Here is a 19,744-nt window from a genome sequence, read left to right on the forward strand (position 1 = left end):
ATAAATAATTAATTAATTTAAAATTAATGCGTCAACTATATTGACATCTACCGTGATGCATTTAATTGCTCCTAGTATTATGTTTATATCGGTATTAATTTATTCTATGATAATAAAAAATATGAAAATCATACAATCAATTATAGATGCATCAGGTATAACCTTTTTATTTTTTGTTGTAATTAGTATTTTAAATAGTATTGGTTGGGAAAAGTTGAATAAAATAGAATGAAATATTAATCAAAGGGTATTTACATATGTTATTTAATATAGTAATGGTACCAATGGAAATAGCTTTGATATTAATGATTTTAAAGATTAAAAATAACACTAAAAAATTACAACAGAAGTAATTAAAAAGGATTGGGAAATTTTAAAAATCTTATAGGAGTATCTGTTATGAATATAGTTTTAAACTTTTTTAATTCATAGAATAAGGGGAATTATATGAAGAAAATTTACAGATATACTTACAAGAAAGCTCCCACTTTCAAGTGTGGAGATGAATTGTAAATATACTTTTGTATAGATAAATAGCTATTTTTTAGGGTATATAATACAAGTATTAACAAGTAATTGGAGGTGATTATATTGAAAAAGAAAAAGAATCCTACATATATTTTAGAACTTAAATTAGATACAGAAATTTATCATGAACATATATTAAATAAAAGGTTTGAAATAGGTAGAAAAATATATAACGCTGTATTAGGAGAAGGATTAAAAAGATATAATCATCTTAAAAGAATGAGAATATATAAAGCTTTATTAAATGAATTAATTAAAACAAATAAAAATATAAAAACTAGTAAAAATAAAAAATCAAATAAGGAATTAAATATAAGAAAAAAAGAAATAGCCAAAAATTTAAATGATTTAAGGAAAAATTATGGAGTAACTGAATATTCACTTCATGATTTCGTTAAACCAATACAGCATATTTTTAAAGGTAATATAGATAGCTTAACTGCTCAAAAGATAGCTACAAGAGCATGGTTAGCTTTAGAAAAATATATATTTAGTGATAGTAAAAGAGTATATTTCAAAAAATATGGTGAGTTAAATTCTCTTGAAGGAAAAAATAATAAATCTGGTATAAAATTTAGAGATAATCATCTAATATGGAATGGATTAAGCTTAGAAGTGAAGATAAGAAAAAATGATATGTATGCTAAAGAAGCTTTAAAGCAAAGAATAAAGTATTGTAGGATAGTTAGAAAAATTATAAAAGGTAAATATAAATATAATATTCAATTAGTATTAGCAGGATTCCCTCCAGTTAAAAGAAGTAAAGAGGGTGAGATTATTCAAAAATATGGAGAATCGAGAATAGGAATAGACCCTTCTTTAAGAAGTATTGCATATGCATCTGATATTGAAGTTAGACTTAAGGAGTTAGCTCCATCGTTAGATAATATAGATAGAGAAATTAAAATTATACAAAGAAAACTAGATAGATCTAGAAGAATTACTAATCCTAATAAATATAATGAAGATGGAACTATTAAAAGAGATAGTAAAGATAGATGGTATAAATCTAAGAACTATATGAAAAATTTATTTATTTTAAGAGAGTTAAACCGAAGGTTAAATGAAATAAGAAAGATAGAACATAATATATTAGCTAATTATCTATTAACTCTTGGAACTGATATATTTGTAGAAAAAACAGATTTTAAAGCTTTAGCTAAAAGAGCTAAAGAAACTAGTATTTCAGAAAAAACCGGCAGGTTTAAGAGAAAGAAAAGATTTGGTAAATCTATAGGTAGCAAAGCACCTAGTAAATTTTTCAGTATATTAGATAAAAAATTAAATTATATTGGAAAAGAAATAAAATATATTGATACATGGAAATTTAAAGCAAGTCAGTATAATCATTATACAGATGAATGTAGAAAAGTATCATTATCTGTTAGATGGAAGATTATAAATGATAAAAGAGTACAAAGGGATTTATATAGTGCATTTTTAATAATGAATAGTAAAGATAATTTAAAAGAAACAGATAGAGATAGATGTAATAAGAATTTTGAAAAATTTTTAAAACTTCATGCTAAAGAAATTAAAAGATTAAAAGAGACAAATAATATAAAATTATTTTCAAGCTTTGGAATAGATTTATAAAATAAAAAGTTTAATATATAGGTTGAGCTACCAGCCTTAAATTATCATTAATATTTGGGTATAAATATAGATAATAAAGTTTAAATGAAAATAAGTTAGTTCTATTAATCAGATATTATTTTTTAATAGAGAAGCTTTTAGTAATTTAGAACCTGCCACATTTATGTGTGCAGAGTAGTCAGATTATAGATCTAGTTATGTTAATAGTAAATATAATTAGTTTTGCTGCTTTTATTTATTTTATAGGAAATATCAGTAGAACAGAATTAATCATATATGCATTATTTTTAACTATGCAAATATTTATAAGTATGAGACTTAAAATACTTATGAAATATACCCCAAAATCTAAACCTTCTGGGAAAGAATATATGTATATTTTTCTATTATTCTTAGCAAAGATACAGTTTATTCTAGTGGTTTTTAATAATACAATGTCCCTTCATTGGTCAGTACTACATTTTGGTATCCTAAGCTTATTCATAGTAGATTATTCATATATTTCAAATGATAAATTAATATATAATTTAAATAAAGCTATTAATATAAAAGATTTAAAGAGTATTGAAAAATATGATAAACTCTTTTCTATAATATATATAAATGGATATCTAAAGAGTGAAAAGAAGATTAAGTTTAAACTGACTAAAGAAGAAATTGAATATTTAGAAGGAGAAATTAGTCAAAGAAATAATATATAATATAAAGTGAAAACAAGATATATATTTTACTGATGGGTTTAAAGAATGCTGCATTCTTTCTGCTTTAAGATATTTATATATTTATGATATCATAAATATATAAATAAGATTGGAGTGAAAAAATATGAAGATATTTAAAAATATAATAGTTTTATCAATTTTATTATTATTATCCATAAGTTTATTATCTTGCACAGAAAGTGATGATGAAAAAGAAAGTCTAACAGAAAAAGTGATTACTTTTGAAGAAAATCAAAATAAACTTGAAAATTTAGCTATAACATATGAGGAATATAAAGAAAACGTGGATGACGTAACTACTGATAACTTTTTAAAATCTAAAGATAAAGATGTATTAATTGTTATAGATGAAAAAGCATATACTAATTCTGATTTAAATGACCTATCTAAATCTCAAATAGAAAATCTAAAAAAAGAAGTAAAAGATATAGAAGGAAAAATGAAATTAACTATTATAGATAAAAGAATAGAAGTTTCAAAGGCATATGAAACTGAGGATGAAAATAAACAATATATTTTTTCTAAAACAACAGAAATTGATGAAAGTGATACAGAAATTATTATGACTAAAAGGTATACATTAATAAAAGAAGATGACAATTGGAAGATACAAAACATCCATTTTGATGTAATTTCTGTTCCAAGAAATACAGATCAAGATGAATTAGTATCAAATTTAAAATATCAAACTAAAAATAATGAAGAAATTAAATATGTGAAAGATATAGATTTAATGGAATTATAATAGAAGCGGAACTTTTAAAAGTTCCTCTTCTATTATAATTCACTAGCTTTTTCATACATTATTTCAACATCTTCCTGTTTTATAACCTTATTTACAGTAAAGGCTATTATTAAAATTCCAAATATATTTAATATGAATCTTGTCATAGTAAATTTAGGGCCCATAGATGCTAACTCAAATAGAAGCATCGGTAATTTAGTTGTAGACCAAGCACCAATGAATATTAATATGTTTGAAAACTTTACACCTTTTTTCATAAATACTGCAGCAACAGGAAATGCTCCATACAGAGGTCCGGCAGCAGCTGAACCCAAGAAGAAAGCTAAAAGAATTCCTCTAATACCAGAATCTTCTCCCATAAATTTTACCATTGTATCTTTAGGCACCCAAACATCTAACAAACCTAACAGTATGAATATAGGTGGTAAGACCATCATCATTTCTTTGAAACTAAATTTGATAGTATCAACAGCTTTTAAAGCTAGATTTTGATCATATAAAAATGTTAATCCTAAGAGAATTAAAACCACTATGAAAATCATATATTTTTTAAACAAATTCACCTTAGCCAACCACCTTTCCAATAATAATGGCTACAATAAATGAAAATAAAAAAGCCAAGGAATTTCTTAAAAATGTAGTCTTCTTACCAAAGAATGTAATCTCTACTGGTATAGTTAAAAGTCCTACCATCATAAGTGAAGATATAAAAGCTCCAATTTGCATATATCCAGCACCATTTTCTAAGAGTATAGCAGCAGTTGGAAATGCAATGAAACCTGGAATTAGTGTAATGGAGCCAACCACAGCAGCTAAGGTTACTCCAAGATAGCCAGATGAACTACCTATAATTCTACTAATTACTTGAGGGTTTAAAAAAGCTATTATAAGACCAACTGAAGTAATTATTCCAAGCATTTGAGGTAATATGTTTATAAATGATTTCCAAGATTTTAATAAAGCTATTTTTGTTTTTGTCTTATCTTTAGAATAAGAAATTATTAAAAGAATAATAGATAATATATAAAATATTTTATTTTGCATTTATGCCTCCTATCTATTATTATTTTAATGTTTCATACTTATTAATTATTAAAGTAATACGCTTTTTTCTATCGCTAAGAAAATCTATCCAACTATTTAATTCTTCTATTCCTTTTCTAGTTATTTCATAAATCCTCTTATTTGGACCTTGTTCACTTTCAGACCAAGAGGATGATACTAGTTTTCCTTCTTCCATAGCTCTAAGATTCCTATATATTATACTTATATTTACCTCATCTTCCATAAATCCAAAATCAGATAACTTTTCCATGAGACTATAACCATAAGATTTTTCTTCTTTTAAAAGGCATAAGAGACATGCTTCCAGAAATCTACCTTTTCTATTATGTTTAATCATACTCCAACTCCTTTCACTATATGCATACTAGCTATATGCAATATGAACATAGTACCATAATATATTTTTCAAGTCAATAGAAAGTATGGATTTAAATAAAAATAAAGCTGAACTAATTAAAGTTCAGCTTTACACATTACCTAGTACAACCCTATCCAAATATTTTTCTGCCATATCTTTTGCTCTATACATAAAATCTATACTTGTTGCTTTGTTATCCATTTTATACATTGGAAAGTATTTTGCTAGATGTAGGGGTATAGTTTTATCAATATCAGATAAAAACTTTGCCAATTCTTCTATTTCATCTAAATTATCATTTTCCCCTGTTACTAAAAGTGTAGTTATTTCTATATGGACTTTTTTTGCTGCTAATTTTATAGTTTCCAGTACAGGATTCAATCTGCCTCCACAAATATTACTATAATATTCATTGCTAAATCCTTTTAAATCTATATTCATGGCATCCACATATGGGAGTAATTTTTCAAGTGGTTCTTTGTTTATAAACCCATTTGTAACTACCACTATTGATTTATTACTATTTTTTTCCTTTAATAATTTAGCTGTTTCATACATATATTCATACCAAATACTAGGCTCATTGTAGGTAAATGCAAGACCTATATTGTTCCTTGTGTTCAATACTGAATCTACTAATTCTGCTTCTGATATAATTTGGCTATGAGCTTGGTCTGCTGTTATTTGTGCAATGGAATAATTCTGACAAAAATCACATGTTAGATTGCAACCAAAGGTCCCAACAGATAATATATTTGAACCTGATTTAAAAAATTTTAGTGGCTTCTTTTCTATTCTATCTACTGACATAGCTGCAATTTCTCTATAATTAGTAGTTAAAAGCTTACCATTTTCATTTATCCTTACCTTGCATCTACCTATATTTCCCTCTTCTATCACGCAATTATGTGGGCATAGATAACAATGAACTCTTCTTTCATCTAATTTTTCATAAAATAAGGCTTCCTTTTTGATAGTATCACCTACTCTTCTTCATATCTTGTAACTATAAATCTTTCTATTTCATAATTTTCATCTTTATTTATACCAGCCTTTCTAAGTGTAATATCAATTTGATACTCTACTGTATCTACTCCTTCTAAATCAGGTAAAAGCACTCCACTTTTTCCATTGGCTGTTATAATTATCCCATATTTTTTAGGATCTAAATTTTCTCTTCTAGTTCTTTCTGGCTTTGATAATACATCCACTGAAAATTCTATTTTTTCTAATTCATCTATTGTAACAGAAGGAAATCTAGGATCATAAATACCTGCTTCTATTGAATTTCTTATGATTTCCTGAACTATCGATTCTGTTACAGGGAAAATTGTACCAATACAACCTCTTAGTTCACCATTTTTATGAAGGGTTACAAAAACTCCTCTTCTGTTTTGCTGCATTTCTTCTGTAACATAATCAGGTAGTGAACTAATAACATGTCTATTTTCCACATATTTAGTTAGATTTTCTCTTGCTAATTTCACATAAGGATTATTATTTTTTATAGTCAAATTTCATCACTCCATATCCTACACCAAAGGTATTTTCGTAGCTTAACAGATTTCCTTCATAGTCTATGCTATCAAGAGCTCCTAAAAGCATACGAATTGATTTCATGCCACATTCTCCTGCATTTTCTATCATTTCTTCATCCATACAAAATATTTCTTCAGTTTTTCCTTTACTTAATAAATCTAATATTTCTTTATCAAATCTTTCTCCATCTGGATGATAATCATAGGGTCCACTATCTTTAAGTCTATGAGATAAATCACCGCTAGCTATAAATACTGCCTTATTTTCCATCTTTTCTACTGATTCTTTTATGATTTTTCCAAATTCATATAGCTTTTTATCTTCTATTGGAGCGTAAGTTATATGAACTATTTTATAAGCAGAATATAATTTGTTTATAAAATATAAGGGTACAATGGCTCCATGATCCAATCTAAAAGAAGTATCATATTCATTTAATATTGAATCTGTAGATTTTACTAGTGGAATATTTTTTCTAGCAGATAGTTCATAAATCTTATCTGTAAGTGATAAATCTATATCTATATTCATAGATACATCATCCACACCAAAATCAGATAAATCACCATGAATATTTTCACCATAAGAAATTGATAGAGCATCTCTAAACATAGTACCGTGGGGAGTTACTATTATAATGCTATCAGGTGAAATGCTTTTTATATCTTTTGCTATAGCTTGTAAACTTTCATAGGTTTTCTTTATATTTTGCTCCTCGCCACATCCCAGCTCTGGAATAACTATAGGAGGATGGGGTAATAAATAATAACCTTCAATACTCAATAGTTTTCACCTCCAAATAAATTTTAAAAATATTAAACTCTTATGGATATATTTACCCTAATTGTGTACAATTATTATATAGAGACAAAGAAAGGTGGACAAATTTTGAAAGCGATAGATATATATGAAAGAAGAAGAAAAAAGTTTGATGATTTATCAAAAAGAATAAATAAAACTATGAACATAATTAGCACTATCAGACTTATTACTGCTGTGCTTATTTTAGTATTAGGAATATTTTTAGCCAGAGATATAAGTGATTTTGTATTACTAGCTTTATTTACTATTTCAGTAGGATTATTTTTATATCTTGTGAAATTACATAATGGACTCAAAAAGCATTATAAATATATTTTATCTATAAGAGATATAAATATAAAAAATATAGAAAGATTAAATTGGAATTGGAATAAATTTAAAGAAGATGGAAGTAAATATGTAGATGAAAATCATAGATTTACTTATGATTTAGATATCTTTGGTAGGAATTCACTTTTTCAATATATAAATAGAACCTATACTCCTATTGGAAAAGAAAAATTAGCAAATATATTAAAAAATCCTATTAGTGATATAGAAGAGATAAAGGAAAGACAAGAAGCAATAAAGGAGCTATCATATAAGAGATGGTGGAGACAAAGATTTGCAGCTTCTGCTATAGAAGAGAAAAAAAGGGGTAAGAAAACTAAAGGTGATATAATATCTTGGGCAAAAATTAAAAAAGATATATATACTAAAAAAGAAACAAATATATTTTTTAAAGTAATTCCTATTATAAATATTATTTTGATTTTATTAGCATATGTATTTTTTCTTATACCAAAGATAGTAGCAATAATATTTATAGGCTTACAAGTTATATTTAAATATTTAAATTCTAAAAATATAAACAATGAATTTGAAGATATGTTTAAATATGGTGATGATATAAAGACCTATGTAAATATGATAGAGCGACTTGAAAGTGGAAAATTCAAGTCAAAACATATAATAGATTTAAAAAATAGCTTAAAGAATAAAAAGGGTAAAAATGCTATCACTGAACTTAAAAGATTAGAAAAGATAGTTGAAAGATCTTTAAATAGAAAGAACTTTGTCTTTATACCTATAAATATCCTTCTTCTTTGGGATTATCAGTGCCTTATATCCTTATATAAATGGAAGGAAGAATCAGGTGAAAAAATAGAAAGCTGGATAAATGTAGTGGGTGAGATAGAAGAGCTAAATTCTTTTGCAGGATTATGCTTTGATAACAATGATTGGACTTATCCTAGCATAGAAAAAGAAGAATCTATTTTTAAAGTAAAGGATATGGCCCATCCTCTTTTGAAAAAAGGAGTGGCTAATGGTATTGATGTAGAAGAGCCATCTCGTATAATACTTGTAACTGGCTCAAATATGGCAGGTAAGAGTACTTTTTTAAGAACTGTAGGAATTAATACTGTACTTGGTTACTGCGGAAGTAAGGTATGTGCTAAAAATTTAAATTTATCTATAATGAATTTACAAACGTGCATGCGAATAAGTGATGATTTAGATGCTGGAATATCTTCATTTTATGGTGAACTTAAAAGGATAAGTAACATAGTAGAAGAGTCAAAAAAAGATTTACAAGTGTTCTTTTTATTAGATGAAATATTTAAGGGTACAAATTCATATGACAGACATATTGGTGCTGAGATGCTTCTAAAGCAACTTTATGCTAACAATTCTATGGGGCTTGTATCTACTCATGATTTAGAACTTGGTGAAATGGAAAAAGAAACTATGGGTAATGTGCTAAATTATCACTTTAAAGAATATTATAAAGAAGGAAAAATTTATTTTGATTACAAATTAAGAAGAGGTGTTTCAACTACAAGAAATGCAATATATCTTATGAAAATGGCAGGAGTTGATATAAAATAATTTTAATTCCCTATTTACATACCGGAATACTATGATATAATATAAAAAAGAAAAGGAGGTAAGAATGATGAATGATATATTTTTAACTATAATTAATATATTAGTATTTATAGCTATAACAATTGGACTATTTATCATGCAAAAAAAATACGTATCATTTACTAAAAGGGTTCTTTTAGCCTTATTTGGTGGTATTGTTTTTGGAGCTATATTACAATTGATATACGGGCCCGACTCCGAAGTTGTAATACAGTCAAATACATGGATTTCAATAGTAGGTACAGCTTACGTTCGACTACTTAAAATGATAGTAATTCCACTTGTATTTGTAGCTATTACAGGAGCTATAATAAAACAAAGTGGAAAAGATTTAGGTAAGATGGCAGGCATTATAATTTTGGTACTTGTATTAACTACAGGAATTGCAGCACTTGTTGGTGTTGGTACTGCATCTATATTTGATTTATCTGCAGAAGGACTTGAGGTAGGAGAAAATGAATCACAGGCAGCAGATAATTTGGAAAATAGATTGGGTGAATTTACAGCAAAACCTATACCAGAGCAAATTGTTGAAATAATACCTACAAATCCTTTTTATGCAATGACAGGTCAGGGTAGTTCTGCTACATTATCAGTAGTATTATTTGCAGCATTTATATCAGTAGCTACACTTGGACTTAAAAGGAAGAAACCAGAATCAGCAGAGCATTTTGTGCAAATCATATCTACATTACAAGATGTTGTTATGAGAATGGTTACACTAATATTAAGACTTACTCCATATGGGGTGCTTGCTCTTATGACAGGGGTAGTTTCTACTAGTAATTTTAGTGAGATAGCAAGACTGTTTAAATTTGTTCTAGCTTCATATGTAGCACTGATAGTGATGTTTATAATTCATTTTATAATTTTAGCACTATTGGGATTAAATCCTATGACATATGTCAAAAAATCAGCTTCAGTTTTAACTTTTGCTTTTACTTCAAGAACTAGTGCAGGAGCTATTCCACTTAATGTTGAAACACAAACACAAAAGTTTGGGGTATCAGAAGGACATGCAAATCTTTCAGCATCTCTTGGTTCAAGCATAGGTCAAAATGGATGTGCAGGAATATATCCAGCTATGCTTGCTGTTATGATAGCTCCAACTGTAGGGATTGATCCATTAGCTCCAGTATTCCTTATAAAACTTGTAATAGTAATAGCACTAAGTTCATTTGGTATAGCAGGAGTAGGTGGAGGAGCTACATTTGCAGCTTTGATAGTATTATCTACAATGGGACTTCCAGTAGGACTTGTAGGACTTTTAATAGCAATTGAACCATTAATTGATATGGGAAGAACTGCAGTAAATGTAAGTGGTTCTATGGTAGCAGGTCTAGTATCTAGTAAAATGATGGATAATATTGATATGAAAAAATATAATGAAAAACAAGATAAAGAATATATAGAAGAATAAATAAAAAATGTGTATAAAACTTGTTACAAGTTTTATACACATTTTTTATTAAATTATCTTAGTTGTCCAATCTTCACAGTTCCAAACATCTGTTACAATATCAGCGTAAAATTCTGGTTCATGTGATATAAGTAGTATTGTTCCATCATATTCTTTTAATGCTCTTTTAAGTTCAGCTTTTGCTTCTTTATCTAAGTGATTGGTTGGCTCATCTAATATCAATATATTAGTTTCTCTATTTATTAATTTACAAAGTCTAACTTTTGCTTTTTCTCCACCACTTAATACTATTATCTTACTTTCAATATGTTTTGTAGTAAGTCCACATTTAGCAAGGGCAGAACGTATTTCATATTGGTTAAATCCCGGAAATTCACTCCACATCTCATCAATACATGTATTATAATTATCCTTTTTAATTTCCTGTTCAAAATATCCTATATGCTGATTTTGTCCTTTTTCTACTGTTCCTGATAGAGGTTTTATTTCACCTAATATGCTTTTTAAAAGTGTTGTTTTACCTATGCCATTTGCACCAGTTAAGGCTATTTTTTGTTTTCGCTCCATTCGAATATTTAAAGGCCTTGTAAGTGGCTCATCATAACCTATAATTAAGTCTTTAGTTTCAAATATTAATTTTGATGGAGTCCTTGCTTCTTTAAAGTTAAATTCTGGTTTAGGCTTTTCTTTGTCTAGTTCTATGATGTCCATATTGTCAAGTTTTTTTTGCCTACTCATAGCCATATTTCTGGTTGATACCCTTGCTTTATTTCTAGCCACAAAATCTTTAAGTCCTGCAATTTCTTGTTGTTGTTTTTTATATGCTGCTTCAACTTGTTTCTTTTTCATCTCATAAACTTTCATAAATTCATCATAATCTCCAACATACCTATCAAGTTTTTGATTTTCCATATGATATATTAGATTTATTACGCTATTTAAAAATGGTATATCATGAGAGATTAATATAAAGGCATTTTCATAATTTTGTAGATACATTTTAAGCCATTCTATATGCTCATAATCTAGATAATTTGTAGGTTCATCTAATAATAATATATCCGGCTTTTCAAGTAGTAATTTTGCAAGAAGTACCTTTGTTCTTTGGCCACCACTTAAATCATTTACTTCCTTTTCAAATCCTATTTGATCAAGACCAAGACCTCGCCCTACTTCTTCTACCTTTGCATCTATTGTATAAAAATCATTATTGGTAAGTATATCTTGAATTGTCCCCATATCATCCAAAAGTATTTCAAGCTCTTTTGGATCTGCATCAGCCATTTTATCGCATATATTATTCATTTCATTTTCTAAATCAAAAAGATAGGAAAATGCAGTTTTTAATGTATCTCTGATTGTCATTCCCTTTTTTAAAACTGTATGCTGGTCTAAATATCCTACCCTTACCCTTTTTGACCATTCTATATTACCTTCATCAGGCATTAATTTATTTGTAATTATATTCATAAATGTAGATTTACCTTCACCATTTGCTCCAATTAATCCTATATGTTCACCCTTTAATAATCTAAATGACACATCTTTAAATAGGGCCCTATCTCCAAAACCATGAGTTAGGTTTCTGACTGTTAATATACTCATTAAATCTTCCTTTCTTTGAATCTATTCATAATATATAATAAATAAATTTAAATGTAAACTTAAAAATTATTAGTAGCAATATTTCTTTTAATACATAAGATGTATTATTAGGAGGTGCTTGAAAATGTCAGCAGAAACAAAAGGATTCTTTGGATTTGATGATGATTTATTACTTATAATTTGTGTGGTTGTAGTTTTATTTCTTATTTTACCTAGCTTTGGTCACAAGTATTAATCTGAAAAAGGTGAGAATTGATTGATCAATTCTCACCTTTTTTATAATTTTTATATAGACCAATTACCATCTTTAAATATTTGAATTTTTTCTCCATCTTCCTTTTCAGCTATTATATTCATATCAGCTGAACCAACCATGAAATCTTCATGAATAAGTGATTCGTTTACACCTTTTTGTTTTAATTCATCTTCACTCATTTTTGATCCATCTTTTATTGTAGTGGGATAAGCTTTTCCAAATGCTAGATGACAAGATGCATTTTCATCAAACAATGTATTAAAGAAAATCATATTTGTGTTTGATATAGGTGAATCATGAGGAACTAAAGCTACTTCTCCTAAATGCATTGCACCTTCATCTGTTTCAAACATTTTTTTAAGAACATCCTCGCCTACTCCTGCTTTAAAATCTACTACTTTACCATCTTTAAATGTTAAAGTGAAATCATCTATTAAATTACCATTGTAATTAAAAGGTTTAGTATTTTTAACAGTACCATTTACACCATCTTTATGAGGCATTGTAAATACCTCTTCTGTTGGAAGATTTGCTACAAAATATGTTCCCTTATCATTTACTTCTCCTGCAGCTGTCCAAATATGTCCCTTTGGAAGTTCTATTTCTAAATCTGTAACAGAAGATTTATAATGTAACTTTTTAAATTGAGCATCATTTAAATATTTTGCTTTTTTTTCTAAATTATCTGTATGTTCTTTCCAAGCAGCTACAGGATCTTCCTTATCTACTCTAACCATCTTAAATATTTTCTCCCAAAGTGCCTCTATTGCTTCTTCTGTATTATCAGTATCAATAACCTTTTTAGCCCAAGCAGCTGAAGGAGCAGCAACTACACACCATGCTACCTTACTTGCCATAGTATATTTTCTGAATTCTTTAAATGCATTTAACATTGTTTTTGTATTTGTAGCCATTTTCTCTGAATCTACATCTTTAAATATGTCAGGATCTTCACCTGTAATAGAGAGAAATGCTGCATTATTCTTTGCAAGTTCTGCACGTCCATCTGCTTTCCACTGTGGGAATTCTTTGAAAGCTTTATCTGGTGCATTCATAAATCTGATTTTAGCTAATTCACTATCGCCCCAATTTACCATAACATCCTTAGCTCCTGCTTCAAAAGCGGATTTGGTTAATGCATGTACAAATTCTCTATTATCAATAGAAGAGTTAATAAATAATACTTGGTCTTTCTGGATATTAATACCGATATTAACTGCAATATCCGCATATTTCTTTAACATTTCATCAAAGCTTTTCATCTTATCATCCTTTCATATCTATCTATTTTTATTTTATACTAAATTTTCTAAAAAGTCATTTAAATATTCAAATATTATAATCTTTTAATAATTCTGATATTATAGTATAATTAAATTAGTAAATATTAGGAGGTTTCAAATGGAAAAATTAAAATTAGATGACTTTACAAACTATAAATTTTTATCACAAATAAAGCATGGAAATGAAAAGGATAAATTTGCACTTCTAGTACATGAGATTGATAAGAAAGAAAATAAATATCTATCTAATATTTGGGTTTATGATGAAAATAAATTAAAACAACTTACTAGATCAGATCAAGAAAATTACTTCATATGGTTAAATGATGAAGAATTATTATTTTCATCTGATAGAGATCAAAGTGATAAGAAAAATAAAAAAGATAAAGAAATCTTCACTCAATTTTATAAAATAAATATAAATGGTGGAGAAGCCAAGAAATATTTTAAAATAGATAAAAATGTAACAGATATAAAAAGAATAAATGATGATAAATTTGTATTTACAGCTATATATGATAAGCAAAAAGAAAATAAAGAAGAAAACAAAGATGAAAAAGAAGAAAAGACCTTTATTGAAATAGATGAAATACCATTTTGGTCAAATGGGAGTGGATATACTAATAAAAAAAGAAATAGATTATATATTTATGATTTAACTAAAGATAGTTATCAAAGTATTAGTGATGAACTTACAAATGTATCTGACTTTTCCTTAAATGATAATAAAGAAAAAATAGTTTTTACCTCAAATAAATATGAAAATAAAATGAAATTAACTGATTCACTATATGTTTACTATATAAAAAATAGTGAACTTAAAACTATAGATAGTGGAAATTTTTCATATAATTATGCAAGGTTTTTAAATGATGATAAGTTGATAGTAAATGCTACAGATATGAAAAATTATGGTATAAATGAAAATGGAAAGTTTTATATTTATGATTTAAATAATGAAGATATACAATGTATAACACCTGACTTTGATAAGAGTGTTTGGAATTCAGTAGGCAGTGATGTACGCTATGGCGGAAATTCAAATGTAGGAGTAGAGAATAATCATCTTTACTTTATAACTACAGAAAATGACAGCTCTTATATAAATAAAATAGATGAAAATGGCAATATAGAAAAATTAGTTGAAAATACTGGTTCAGTAGATGGATTTAGCATTAAAGATAGACAAATATATTTTGTAGGACTTAGAGATTTAAAATTACAAGAAATATATGAATTAAAAGATAAAAAAGAAGAACAAATATCAAAGTTTAATACTTTCGTGCAAGAAGAAAAAAAACTATCTAAACCCCAAAAGTTAGTAATAGAAAATAATGATGTAAATATAGAAGGATTTTTGATAAAACCTGTTGATTTTGATGAAAATAAAAAATATCCAGCTATATTAGATATTCATGGAGGGCCTAAAACTGTATATGGAAATATATTTTATCATGAAATGCAGTACTGGGCAAATGAAGGATATGTAGTGTTCTTTTGTAATCCTCGAGGTAGTGATGGCAAGGGAAATGAATTTGCAGATATTAGAGGCAAATATGGCACTATAGATTATGAAGATATCATGAAATTTACAGATCAAATATTAGATAAATATTCATTTATAGATAGTGAAAAAGTTGGGGTTACTGGTGGCTCCTATGGAGGATTTATGACTAATTGGATAATAGGTCATACAAATAGATTTAGGGCTGCTGCAAGTCAAAGAAGTATATCTAATTGGACTAGCATGTATTCTACTACAGATATAGGATATTATTTTACCAAAGATCAAATAGGTGAGACTCCTTGGAGTGATAATGATAAATTATGGGAACATTCTCCACTTAAATATGCTGATAAGGTAAATACACCTACACTTTTTATACATGGAGAAAAGGACTATAGATGCTGGGTAGTTGAGGGAATTGAAATGTTTACTGCACTTAAATTTCACAATGTAGAAAGTAAGCTATGTATTTTTAAAGATGAAAATCATGAACTAAGTAGAAGTGGAAAGCCAAAATCTAGAATAGATAGACTGAGACAAATGACTGATTGGTTTGATAAATATTTAAAATAATTGAAAATGATTATCAATTAGAGTTTAAAATGAATTTAGCCGGGTATTACTAAAATAGCATAAGTAAAATAATTTTAAAATTAACAATCAAGGGAGTGTATTCAATGAAAATAGTAGTTATAGGATGTACACATGCAGGGACTGCTGCTACGGTAAATGCAGCTAAAATGTATCCAGATGCAGAGATTACAGTTTATGAAAGAAATGATAATATATCTTTTCTTTCATGTGGAATAGCTTTATATGTAGGTGGATTTATAGAAGATCCAGATGGATTATTTTATTCTTCTCCAAAGGAATTAGCCAAACTAGGTGTCAAAACAAAGATGGAACATGATGTTCTAGATATAGATACTAATAATAAAAAAATAAAAGTTAAAGATATGAATTCTAATGAAGAATTTGAAGAAAATTATGATAAATTAATAGTTACAACTGGTTCATGGCCAATAGTACCACCATTTGAAGGGATAGATTTGGATAATATATTATTATCTAAAAACTATAATCATTCAAACACTATTATAGATAGGGCAAAGGATGCAAAAAATATAGCGGTAATAGGTGCAGGATATATCGGTGTAGAGCTTGCAGAAGCATTTAATTTAAATGATAAAAATGTAACTCTTATAGATATGGCAGATAGGATACTTAGTAAATATCTAGATAAAGAGTATACAGATATAGCAGAAGATACATTTAAGGAAAAAGGAGTAAAATTAGCTTTAGGTGAAAAAGTTACCAAATTTGAAGGTGATGATGGTAAGGTTAAAAAGATTGTAACTGATAAGGGAGAATATGATGCAGATTTAGTTATACTTTGTATTGGATTTAAACCTAATACCTCTCTACTTAAGGACCAAGTAGAAATGCTCTCAAATGGTGCTATAATAGTAGATGAATATATGAGAACAAGCAAAGAAGATGTATTTGCAGCAGGAGATAACTCAGCAATCATATACAATCCAACAGGAGAGCATAGATATATACCATTAGCTACAAATGCAGTAAGGATGGGAACTATTGCAGCTAAGAATTTAGTAGAAGAAAAGGCTAAATATATGGGTACTCAAGGAACTTCAGGAATTAAAATATATAACCATAACATATCTTCCTCAGGACTTACTGAAGATGCAGCAAAAGAAACAGATTTAGATTTTGAAACTGTAACAGTAAAGGAAAATTACAGACCAGAATTTATGCCAACTCACGAAGAAGCATCACTTAAAGTAGTATATGAAAAGGGAAGTAGGAGAATATTAGGTGCACAAATTATATCAGATGCAGATCTTACACAATATATGAATACAATGTCAGTAGTAATTCAAAATAAAATGACTTTAGATGAACTAGCATATACTGATTTCTTCTTCCAACCACATTATAACAAACCATGGAATTTACTCAATTTACCAGGATTAAATTTATAAAACAAAAAAACCGCCTTAATTAAGGCGGTTTTTTCTATAACCTACACATTTAAATTCCTTTAGCAAGTAATGATGCTCCTATAGATCCTGCATATCTTGCTAGGGGATTTGTTTTAACTTCTGTATTTAGTTTTTCAGACAATAATTGTACAAAAGGCTCAACCTCACAAAGCCCACCTGTTAAATATATTAAATCACTCTTTCCATGTTTGTGTAGCATTGAATTTACTCTTCCAGTTATAGAGTTTATTATACCTCTAGATATATCTTCTCTACTTGTACCTTTTCCAATTAAGCTTATAACTTCAGATTCAGCAAAAACTGTGCACATACTGTTTATACTAATATCTTCCCCTAATAAAGCCATTTCATTAAGCTTTAAAATAGATACTCCTAGGGTATTAGACATTAATTCTAAAAATTTACCTGTACCTGCAGCACATTTATCATTCATTGTAAAATCCAATACTCTACCATTTTCAAGACTAATAATCTTAGTATCTTGACCTCCAATATCTATTATGGTGCAAGTTTCACCTAGTAGATACTCAGTACCCATTCCATGACATGTGATTTCTGTAATAGTTTTATCAGCATAAGGGACTGAAACCCTACCATAACCTGTTGCTATTATCTTGGATTCTTTTACACTAATATGCATAGAAGATAATTTATCTTCTATTGCTTTAGCTGTTTCTATACTACTCCAACCAGTTGGCATGGTGAAATTAGTTAATATATTATTTTCATTAAATACTGTTACTTTAGCTGCGGTAGAACCTATATCTATACCAATATAATACATATAATCTTCCTTTTCTAAATATTAATTGAACTACTTTGTAATGTTTCTAAGAAGGCTTCTACTCTAGTTTTAATTTGACCCGTATCTGACTCTGAATAATCAGTTTCAATTTGCATAAATGGGAGATTTAATTCATCTTGTACAAATTTCTTCACAGTAAAAGATTCTATTGCATAGGTATGACAAGCTTGGTATGTCATATCAACTATTCCATCTACATCATATTCTTCTGATAATCTTTTTATTAAATCTAATCTTCCGTTATTATTTGTCATACATGAACACGGTGTAGAAAGATATTTTTCTGCAAGTGCTAGAAGCGGATCTTTGTTCATATCTTCATCTACTAAAACATCAAGCCCCTTGTAGCCAGTACAATTTTCAAGTGCTACAACTGCAGCTCCTGCATCTTCCAAGCTTCTTAGAACTTTATCTGCACCACCAACACCAGTTGGACATCCTGTTAGTAATATTCTAGGGGCATTTTCAGAATAAGCATAAATTCCTTCTTCCATTCTTTCTTCAACTTCAGATATTAATCTTTCTACTAAATCAATTCCTGCTTCCTTATCTACGTTGAAACCTTTTAACCACTGTGCAAGCATCATATCCATACCAGATAGTGGAGCTGGCTTATGAGCATTTAATTTATGTAATTTTCTCATGGCCTTTCTTTCCCTATTCATTAATTTAATAGCATCTCTTAATTTCTCATCTGTGATTTCTACGTCGAATTGTTTTTCAAGGTATTCCTTAAATTTTACCATTTCACTTTTCCAAAGTCCTAAAGAATCCTTATCATTAGCTGTCTGAGGTAAGTTCATTATATGCATTGGTTTTATTTCACCCATCAATTCATACATTTTTTTCTTACCATCACAAGTAGTCTCGGCTAACAATACATCTGAAAAATAAAAGTATGGGCATGTATCTGTAATTGCAAAACCATAACTTGATTTTATTAAAGGGCATAAATTTCTTGGCAATTCTTTTTCAGCTGCCTCTATAGGGGCCTGTGAAGTTCCACAAAGTGTTACTGAAATAGCATCTGCTGCTAGGGCTATCTCTGATGGGGAAAATACACAATACATTCCTACAACCTTTTTACCTTCTTCATGTGCCTCTTTTATTTTAACCGAATTAACTCCTCTTAAATCTTCAATTTCTTGCATAATTTCTGGCCTCAAATCAATCACTCCTCTTATAGTATTTCTAATAAATTCTACCACCATCTATTAGATTAATCTAATAGTAAATATCTATAATGAATTTATAGATATAGATATTTATAATAGGGATTGCCTTATATAATACTCTCCTAAGATTGTTTAAAGCTATATAAAAATAGGTATATATATTAAAGATAAAAAATAAAAATACCTATGGAGTGTGATATTGTGAATATTTTAGAAGAAATCAAAAAAGAACATGATGAATTTAGAAATTTACTAAAAGAATTAAATGATACTGATCCAAGGTATACTAAAGAAAGAAAGGCTTGAGGAGTTAAGGGGAGAATTTGAAGACGAAAAAGAAAAACAAAAGAAAAAGATGTAATTAATAAAATTACGAGGGGGTAATT

At 28.0% G+C, this 19,744-nt stretch carries 15 protein-coding genes and 1 pseudogene; 7 read left to right on the forward strand and 9 right to left on the reverse strand.

From position 1 onward, the window contains the following. The first annotated feature begins 591 nt into the window (after positions 1-591). The 3 genes from ACTHUW_RS05860 (at position 592) to ACTHUW_RS05870 (ending at position 3,591) form a co-directional block, all read left to right on the forward strand. The gene (locus ACTHUW_RS05860) at positions 592-2,124 is read left to right on the forward strand and encodes an RNA-guided endonuclease TnpB family protein (protein ID WP_442212779.1); all 1,533 of its coding nucleotides are present in this window, start codon (positions 592-594) and stop codon (positions 2,122-2,124) included. Between the two features lie 197 nt (positions 2,125-2,321). After that, a complete protein-coding gene (locus tag ACTHUW_RS05865) occupies positions 2,322-2,825 on the forward strand; it encodes a hypothetical protein (RefSeq protein ID WP_442212782.1) in 504 nt (167 codons plus the stop codon). A 124-nt stretch (positions 2,826-2,949) separates the two neighbouring features. After that, complete coding sequence (locus tag ACTHUW_RS05870) at positions 2,950-3,591, forward strand: hypothetical protein (RefSeq protein WP_442199002.1); 642 nt, start codon at positions 2,950-2,952, stop codon at positions 3,589-3,591. A gap of 32 nt (positions 3,592-3,623) precedes the next feature. Here the strand turns inward: ACTHUW_RS05870 and ACTHUW_RS05875 are convergent, their stop codons facing one another. The 5 genes and pseudogenes from ACTHUW_RS05875 to amrA all read right to left on the reverse strand — a co-directional run bounded on the left by ACTHUW_RS05875 (position 3,624) and on the right by amrA (position 7,336). Beyond that, positions 3,624-4,133, reverse strand: a complete 510-nt coding sequence (locus tag ACTHUW_RS05875) for a permease (RefSeq protein ID WP_442199007.1) — start codon at positions 4,131-4,133, stop codon at positions 3,624-3,626. A gap of 22 nt (positions 4,134-4,155) precedes the next feature. Then, positions 4,156-4,635 carry a permease gene (locus ACTHUW_RS05880; protein ID WP_442199001.1) on the reverse strand — a complete coding sequence of 160 codons (480 nt, stop codon included), beginning with the start codon at positions 4,633-4,635 and terminating at the stop codon, positions 4,156-4,158. A 19-nt stretch (positions 4,636-4,654) separates the two neighbouring features. Next, positions 4,655-4,993 carry a PadR family transcriptional regulator gene (locus ACTHUW_RS05885; RefSeq protein WP_442199000.1) on the reverse strand — a complete coding sequence of 113 codons (339 nt, stop codon included), beginning with the start codon at positions 4,991-4,993 and terminating at the stop codon, positions 4,655-4,657. A 129-nt stretch (positions 4,994-5,122) separates the two neighbouring features. Further along, positions 5,123-5,989 carry an AmmeMemoRadiSam system radical SAM enzyme gene (gene amrS, locus ACTHUW_RS05890; RefSeq protein WP_442199006.1) on the reverse strand — a complete coding sequence of 289 codons (867 nt, stop codon included), beginning with the start codon at positions 5,987-5,989 and terminating at the stop codon, positions 5,123-5,125. A gap of 8 nt (positions 5,990-5,997) precedes the next feature. Beyond that, positions 5,998-7,336: pseudogene (gene amrA, locus ACTHUW_RS05895) on the reverse strand (AmmeMemoRadiSam system protein A). Between the two features lie 105 nt (positions 7,337-7,441). Between amrA and ACTHUW_RS05900 the strand changes: the two are divergent. After that, a complete protein-coding gene (locus ACTHUW_RS05900) occupies positions 7,442-9,244 on the forward strand; it encodes a MutS-related protein (RefSeq protein WP_442198701.1) in 1,803 nt (600 codons plus the stop codon). A gap of 67 nt (positions 9,245-9,311) precedes the next feature. Beyond that, positions 9,312-10,703 carry an L-cystine transporter gene (locus ACTHUW_RS05905; RefSeq protein WP_442198998.1) on the forward strand — a complete coding sequence of 464 codons (1,392 nt, stop codon included), beginning with the start codon at positions 9,312-9,314 and terminating at the stop codon, positions 10,701-10,703. A 48-nt stretch (positions 10,704-10,751) separates the two neighbouring features. Here the strand turns inward: ACTHUW_RS05905 and ACTHUW_RS05910 are convergent, their stop codons facing one another. Further along, a complete protein-coding gene (locus ACTHUW_RS05910; RefSeq protein WP_442198997.1) occupies positions 10,752-12,308 on the reverse strand; it encodes an ABC-F family ATP-binding cassette domain-containing protein in 1,557 nt (518 codons plus the stop codon). A 285-nt stretch (positions 12,309-12,593) separates the two neighbouring features. Further along, positions 12,594-13,826: an aminopeptidase gene (locus ACTHUW_RS05915; RefSeq protein WP_442198471.1), complete on the reverse strand. Its 1,233-nt coding sequence runs from the start codon at positions 13,824-13,826 to the stop codon at positions 12,594-12,596. A 139-nt stretch (positions 13,827-13,965) separates the two neighbouring features. Between ACTHUW_RS05915 and ACTHUW_RS05920 the strand changes: the two genes are divergently transcribed. Together ACTHUW_RS05920 and ACTHUW_RS05925 are read left to right on the forward strand one after the other, a co-directional pair. Next, positions 13,966-15,927 (forward strand): S9 family peptidase, encoded by a 1,962-nt coding sequence (locus ACTHUW_RS05920; RefSeq protein WP_442198996.1) that lies wholly within the window; start codon positions 13,966-13,968, stop codon positions 15,925-15,927. A 104-nt stretch (positions 15,928-16,031) separates the two neighbouring features. Then, positions 16,032-17,357: an FAD-dependent oxidoreductase gene (locus tag ACTHUW_RS05925; protein ID WP_442198473.1), complete on the forward strand. Its 1,326-nt coding sequence runs from the start codon at positions 16,032-16,034 to the stop codon at positions 17,355-17,357. A gap of 49 nt (positions 17,358-17,406) precedes the next feature. Here the strand turns inward: ACTHUW_RS05925 and ACTHUW_RS05930 are convergent, their stop codons facing one another. Both ACTHUW_RS05930 and ACTHUW_RS05935 read right to left on the reverse strand, forming a co-directional pair. Further along, positions 17,407-18,162: an acyl-CoA dehydratase activase gene (locus ACTHUW_RS05930; RefSeq protein WP_442198474.1), complete on the reverse strand. Its 756-nt coding sequence runs from the start codon at positions 18,160-18,162 to the stop codon at positions 17,407-17,409. Positions 18,163-18,176: 14 nt separating this feature from the next. After that, positions 18,177-19,358, reverse strand: a complete 1,182-nt coding sequence (locus ACTHUW_RS05935; RefSeq protein WP_442198475.1) for a double-cubane-cluster-containing anaerobic reductase — start codon at positions 19,356-19,358, stop codon at positions 18,177-18,179. Positions 19,359-19,744: the final 386 nt, after the last annotated feature.

Origin of the sequence: Senegalia sp. (in: firmicutes) (assembly GCF_052088025.1) — a bacterium.
In the GTDB taxonomy this organism is placed as follows: domain Bacteria; phylum Bacillota; class Clostridia; order Tissierellales; family SIT17; genus Anaeromonas.

Bases quoted from the DNA above. Each gene is read 5' to 3' on its own strand.
- ACTHUW_RS05865 (WP_442212782.1), top strand. From the start codon at position 2,322: ATGTTAATAGTAAATATAATTAGTTTTGCTGCTTTTATTTATTTTATA.
- ACTHUW_RS05870 (WP_442199002.1), top strand. From the start codon at position 2,950: ATGAAGATATTTAAAAATATAATAGTTTTATCAATTTTATTATTATTA.
- ACTHUW_RS05875 (WP_442199007.1), bottom strand. From the start codon at position 4,133: ATGATTTTCATAGTGGTTTTAATTCTCTTAGGATTAACATTTTTATAT.
- ACTHUW_RS05880 (WP_442199001.1), bottom strand. From the start codon at position 4,635: ATGCAAAATAAAATATTTTATATATTATCTATTATTCTTTTAATAATT.
- ACTHUW_RS05885 (WP_442199000.1), bottom strand. From the start codon at position 4,993: ATGATTAAACATAATAGAAAAGGTAGATTTCTGGAAGCATGTCTCTTA.
- ACTHUW_RS05905 (WP_442198998.1), top strand. From the start codon at position 9,312: ATGAATGATATATTTTTAACTATAATTAATATATTAGTATTTATAGCT.
- ACTHUW_RS05910 (WP_442198997.1), bottom strand. From the start codon at position 12,308: ATGAGTATATTAACAGTCAGAAACCTAACTCATGGTTTTGGAGATAGG.
- ACTHUW_RS05915 (WP_442198471.1), bottom strand. From the start codon at position 13,826: ATGAAAAGCTTTGATGAAATGTTAAAGAAATATGCGGATATTGCAGTT.
- ACTHUW_RS05920 (WP_442198996.1), top strand. From the start codon at position 13,966: ATGGAAAAATTAAAATTAGATGACTTTACAAACTATAAATTTTTATCA.
- ACTHUW_RS05925 (WP_442198473.1), top strand. From the start codon at position 16,032: ATGAAAATAGTAGTTATAGGATGTACACATGCAGGGACTGCTGCTACG.
- ACTHUW_RS05930 (WP_442198474.1), bottom strand. From the start codon at position 18,162: ATGTATTATATTGGTATAGATATAGGTTCTACCGCAGCTAAAGTAACA.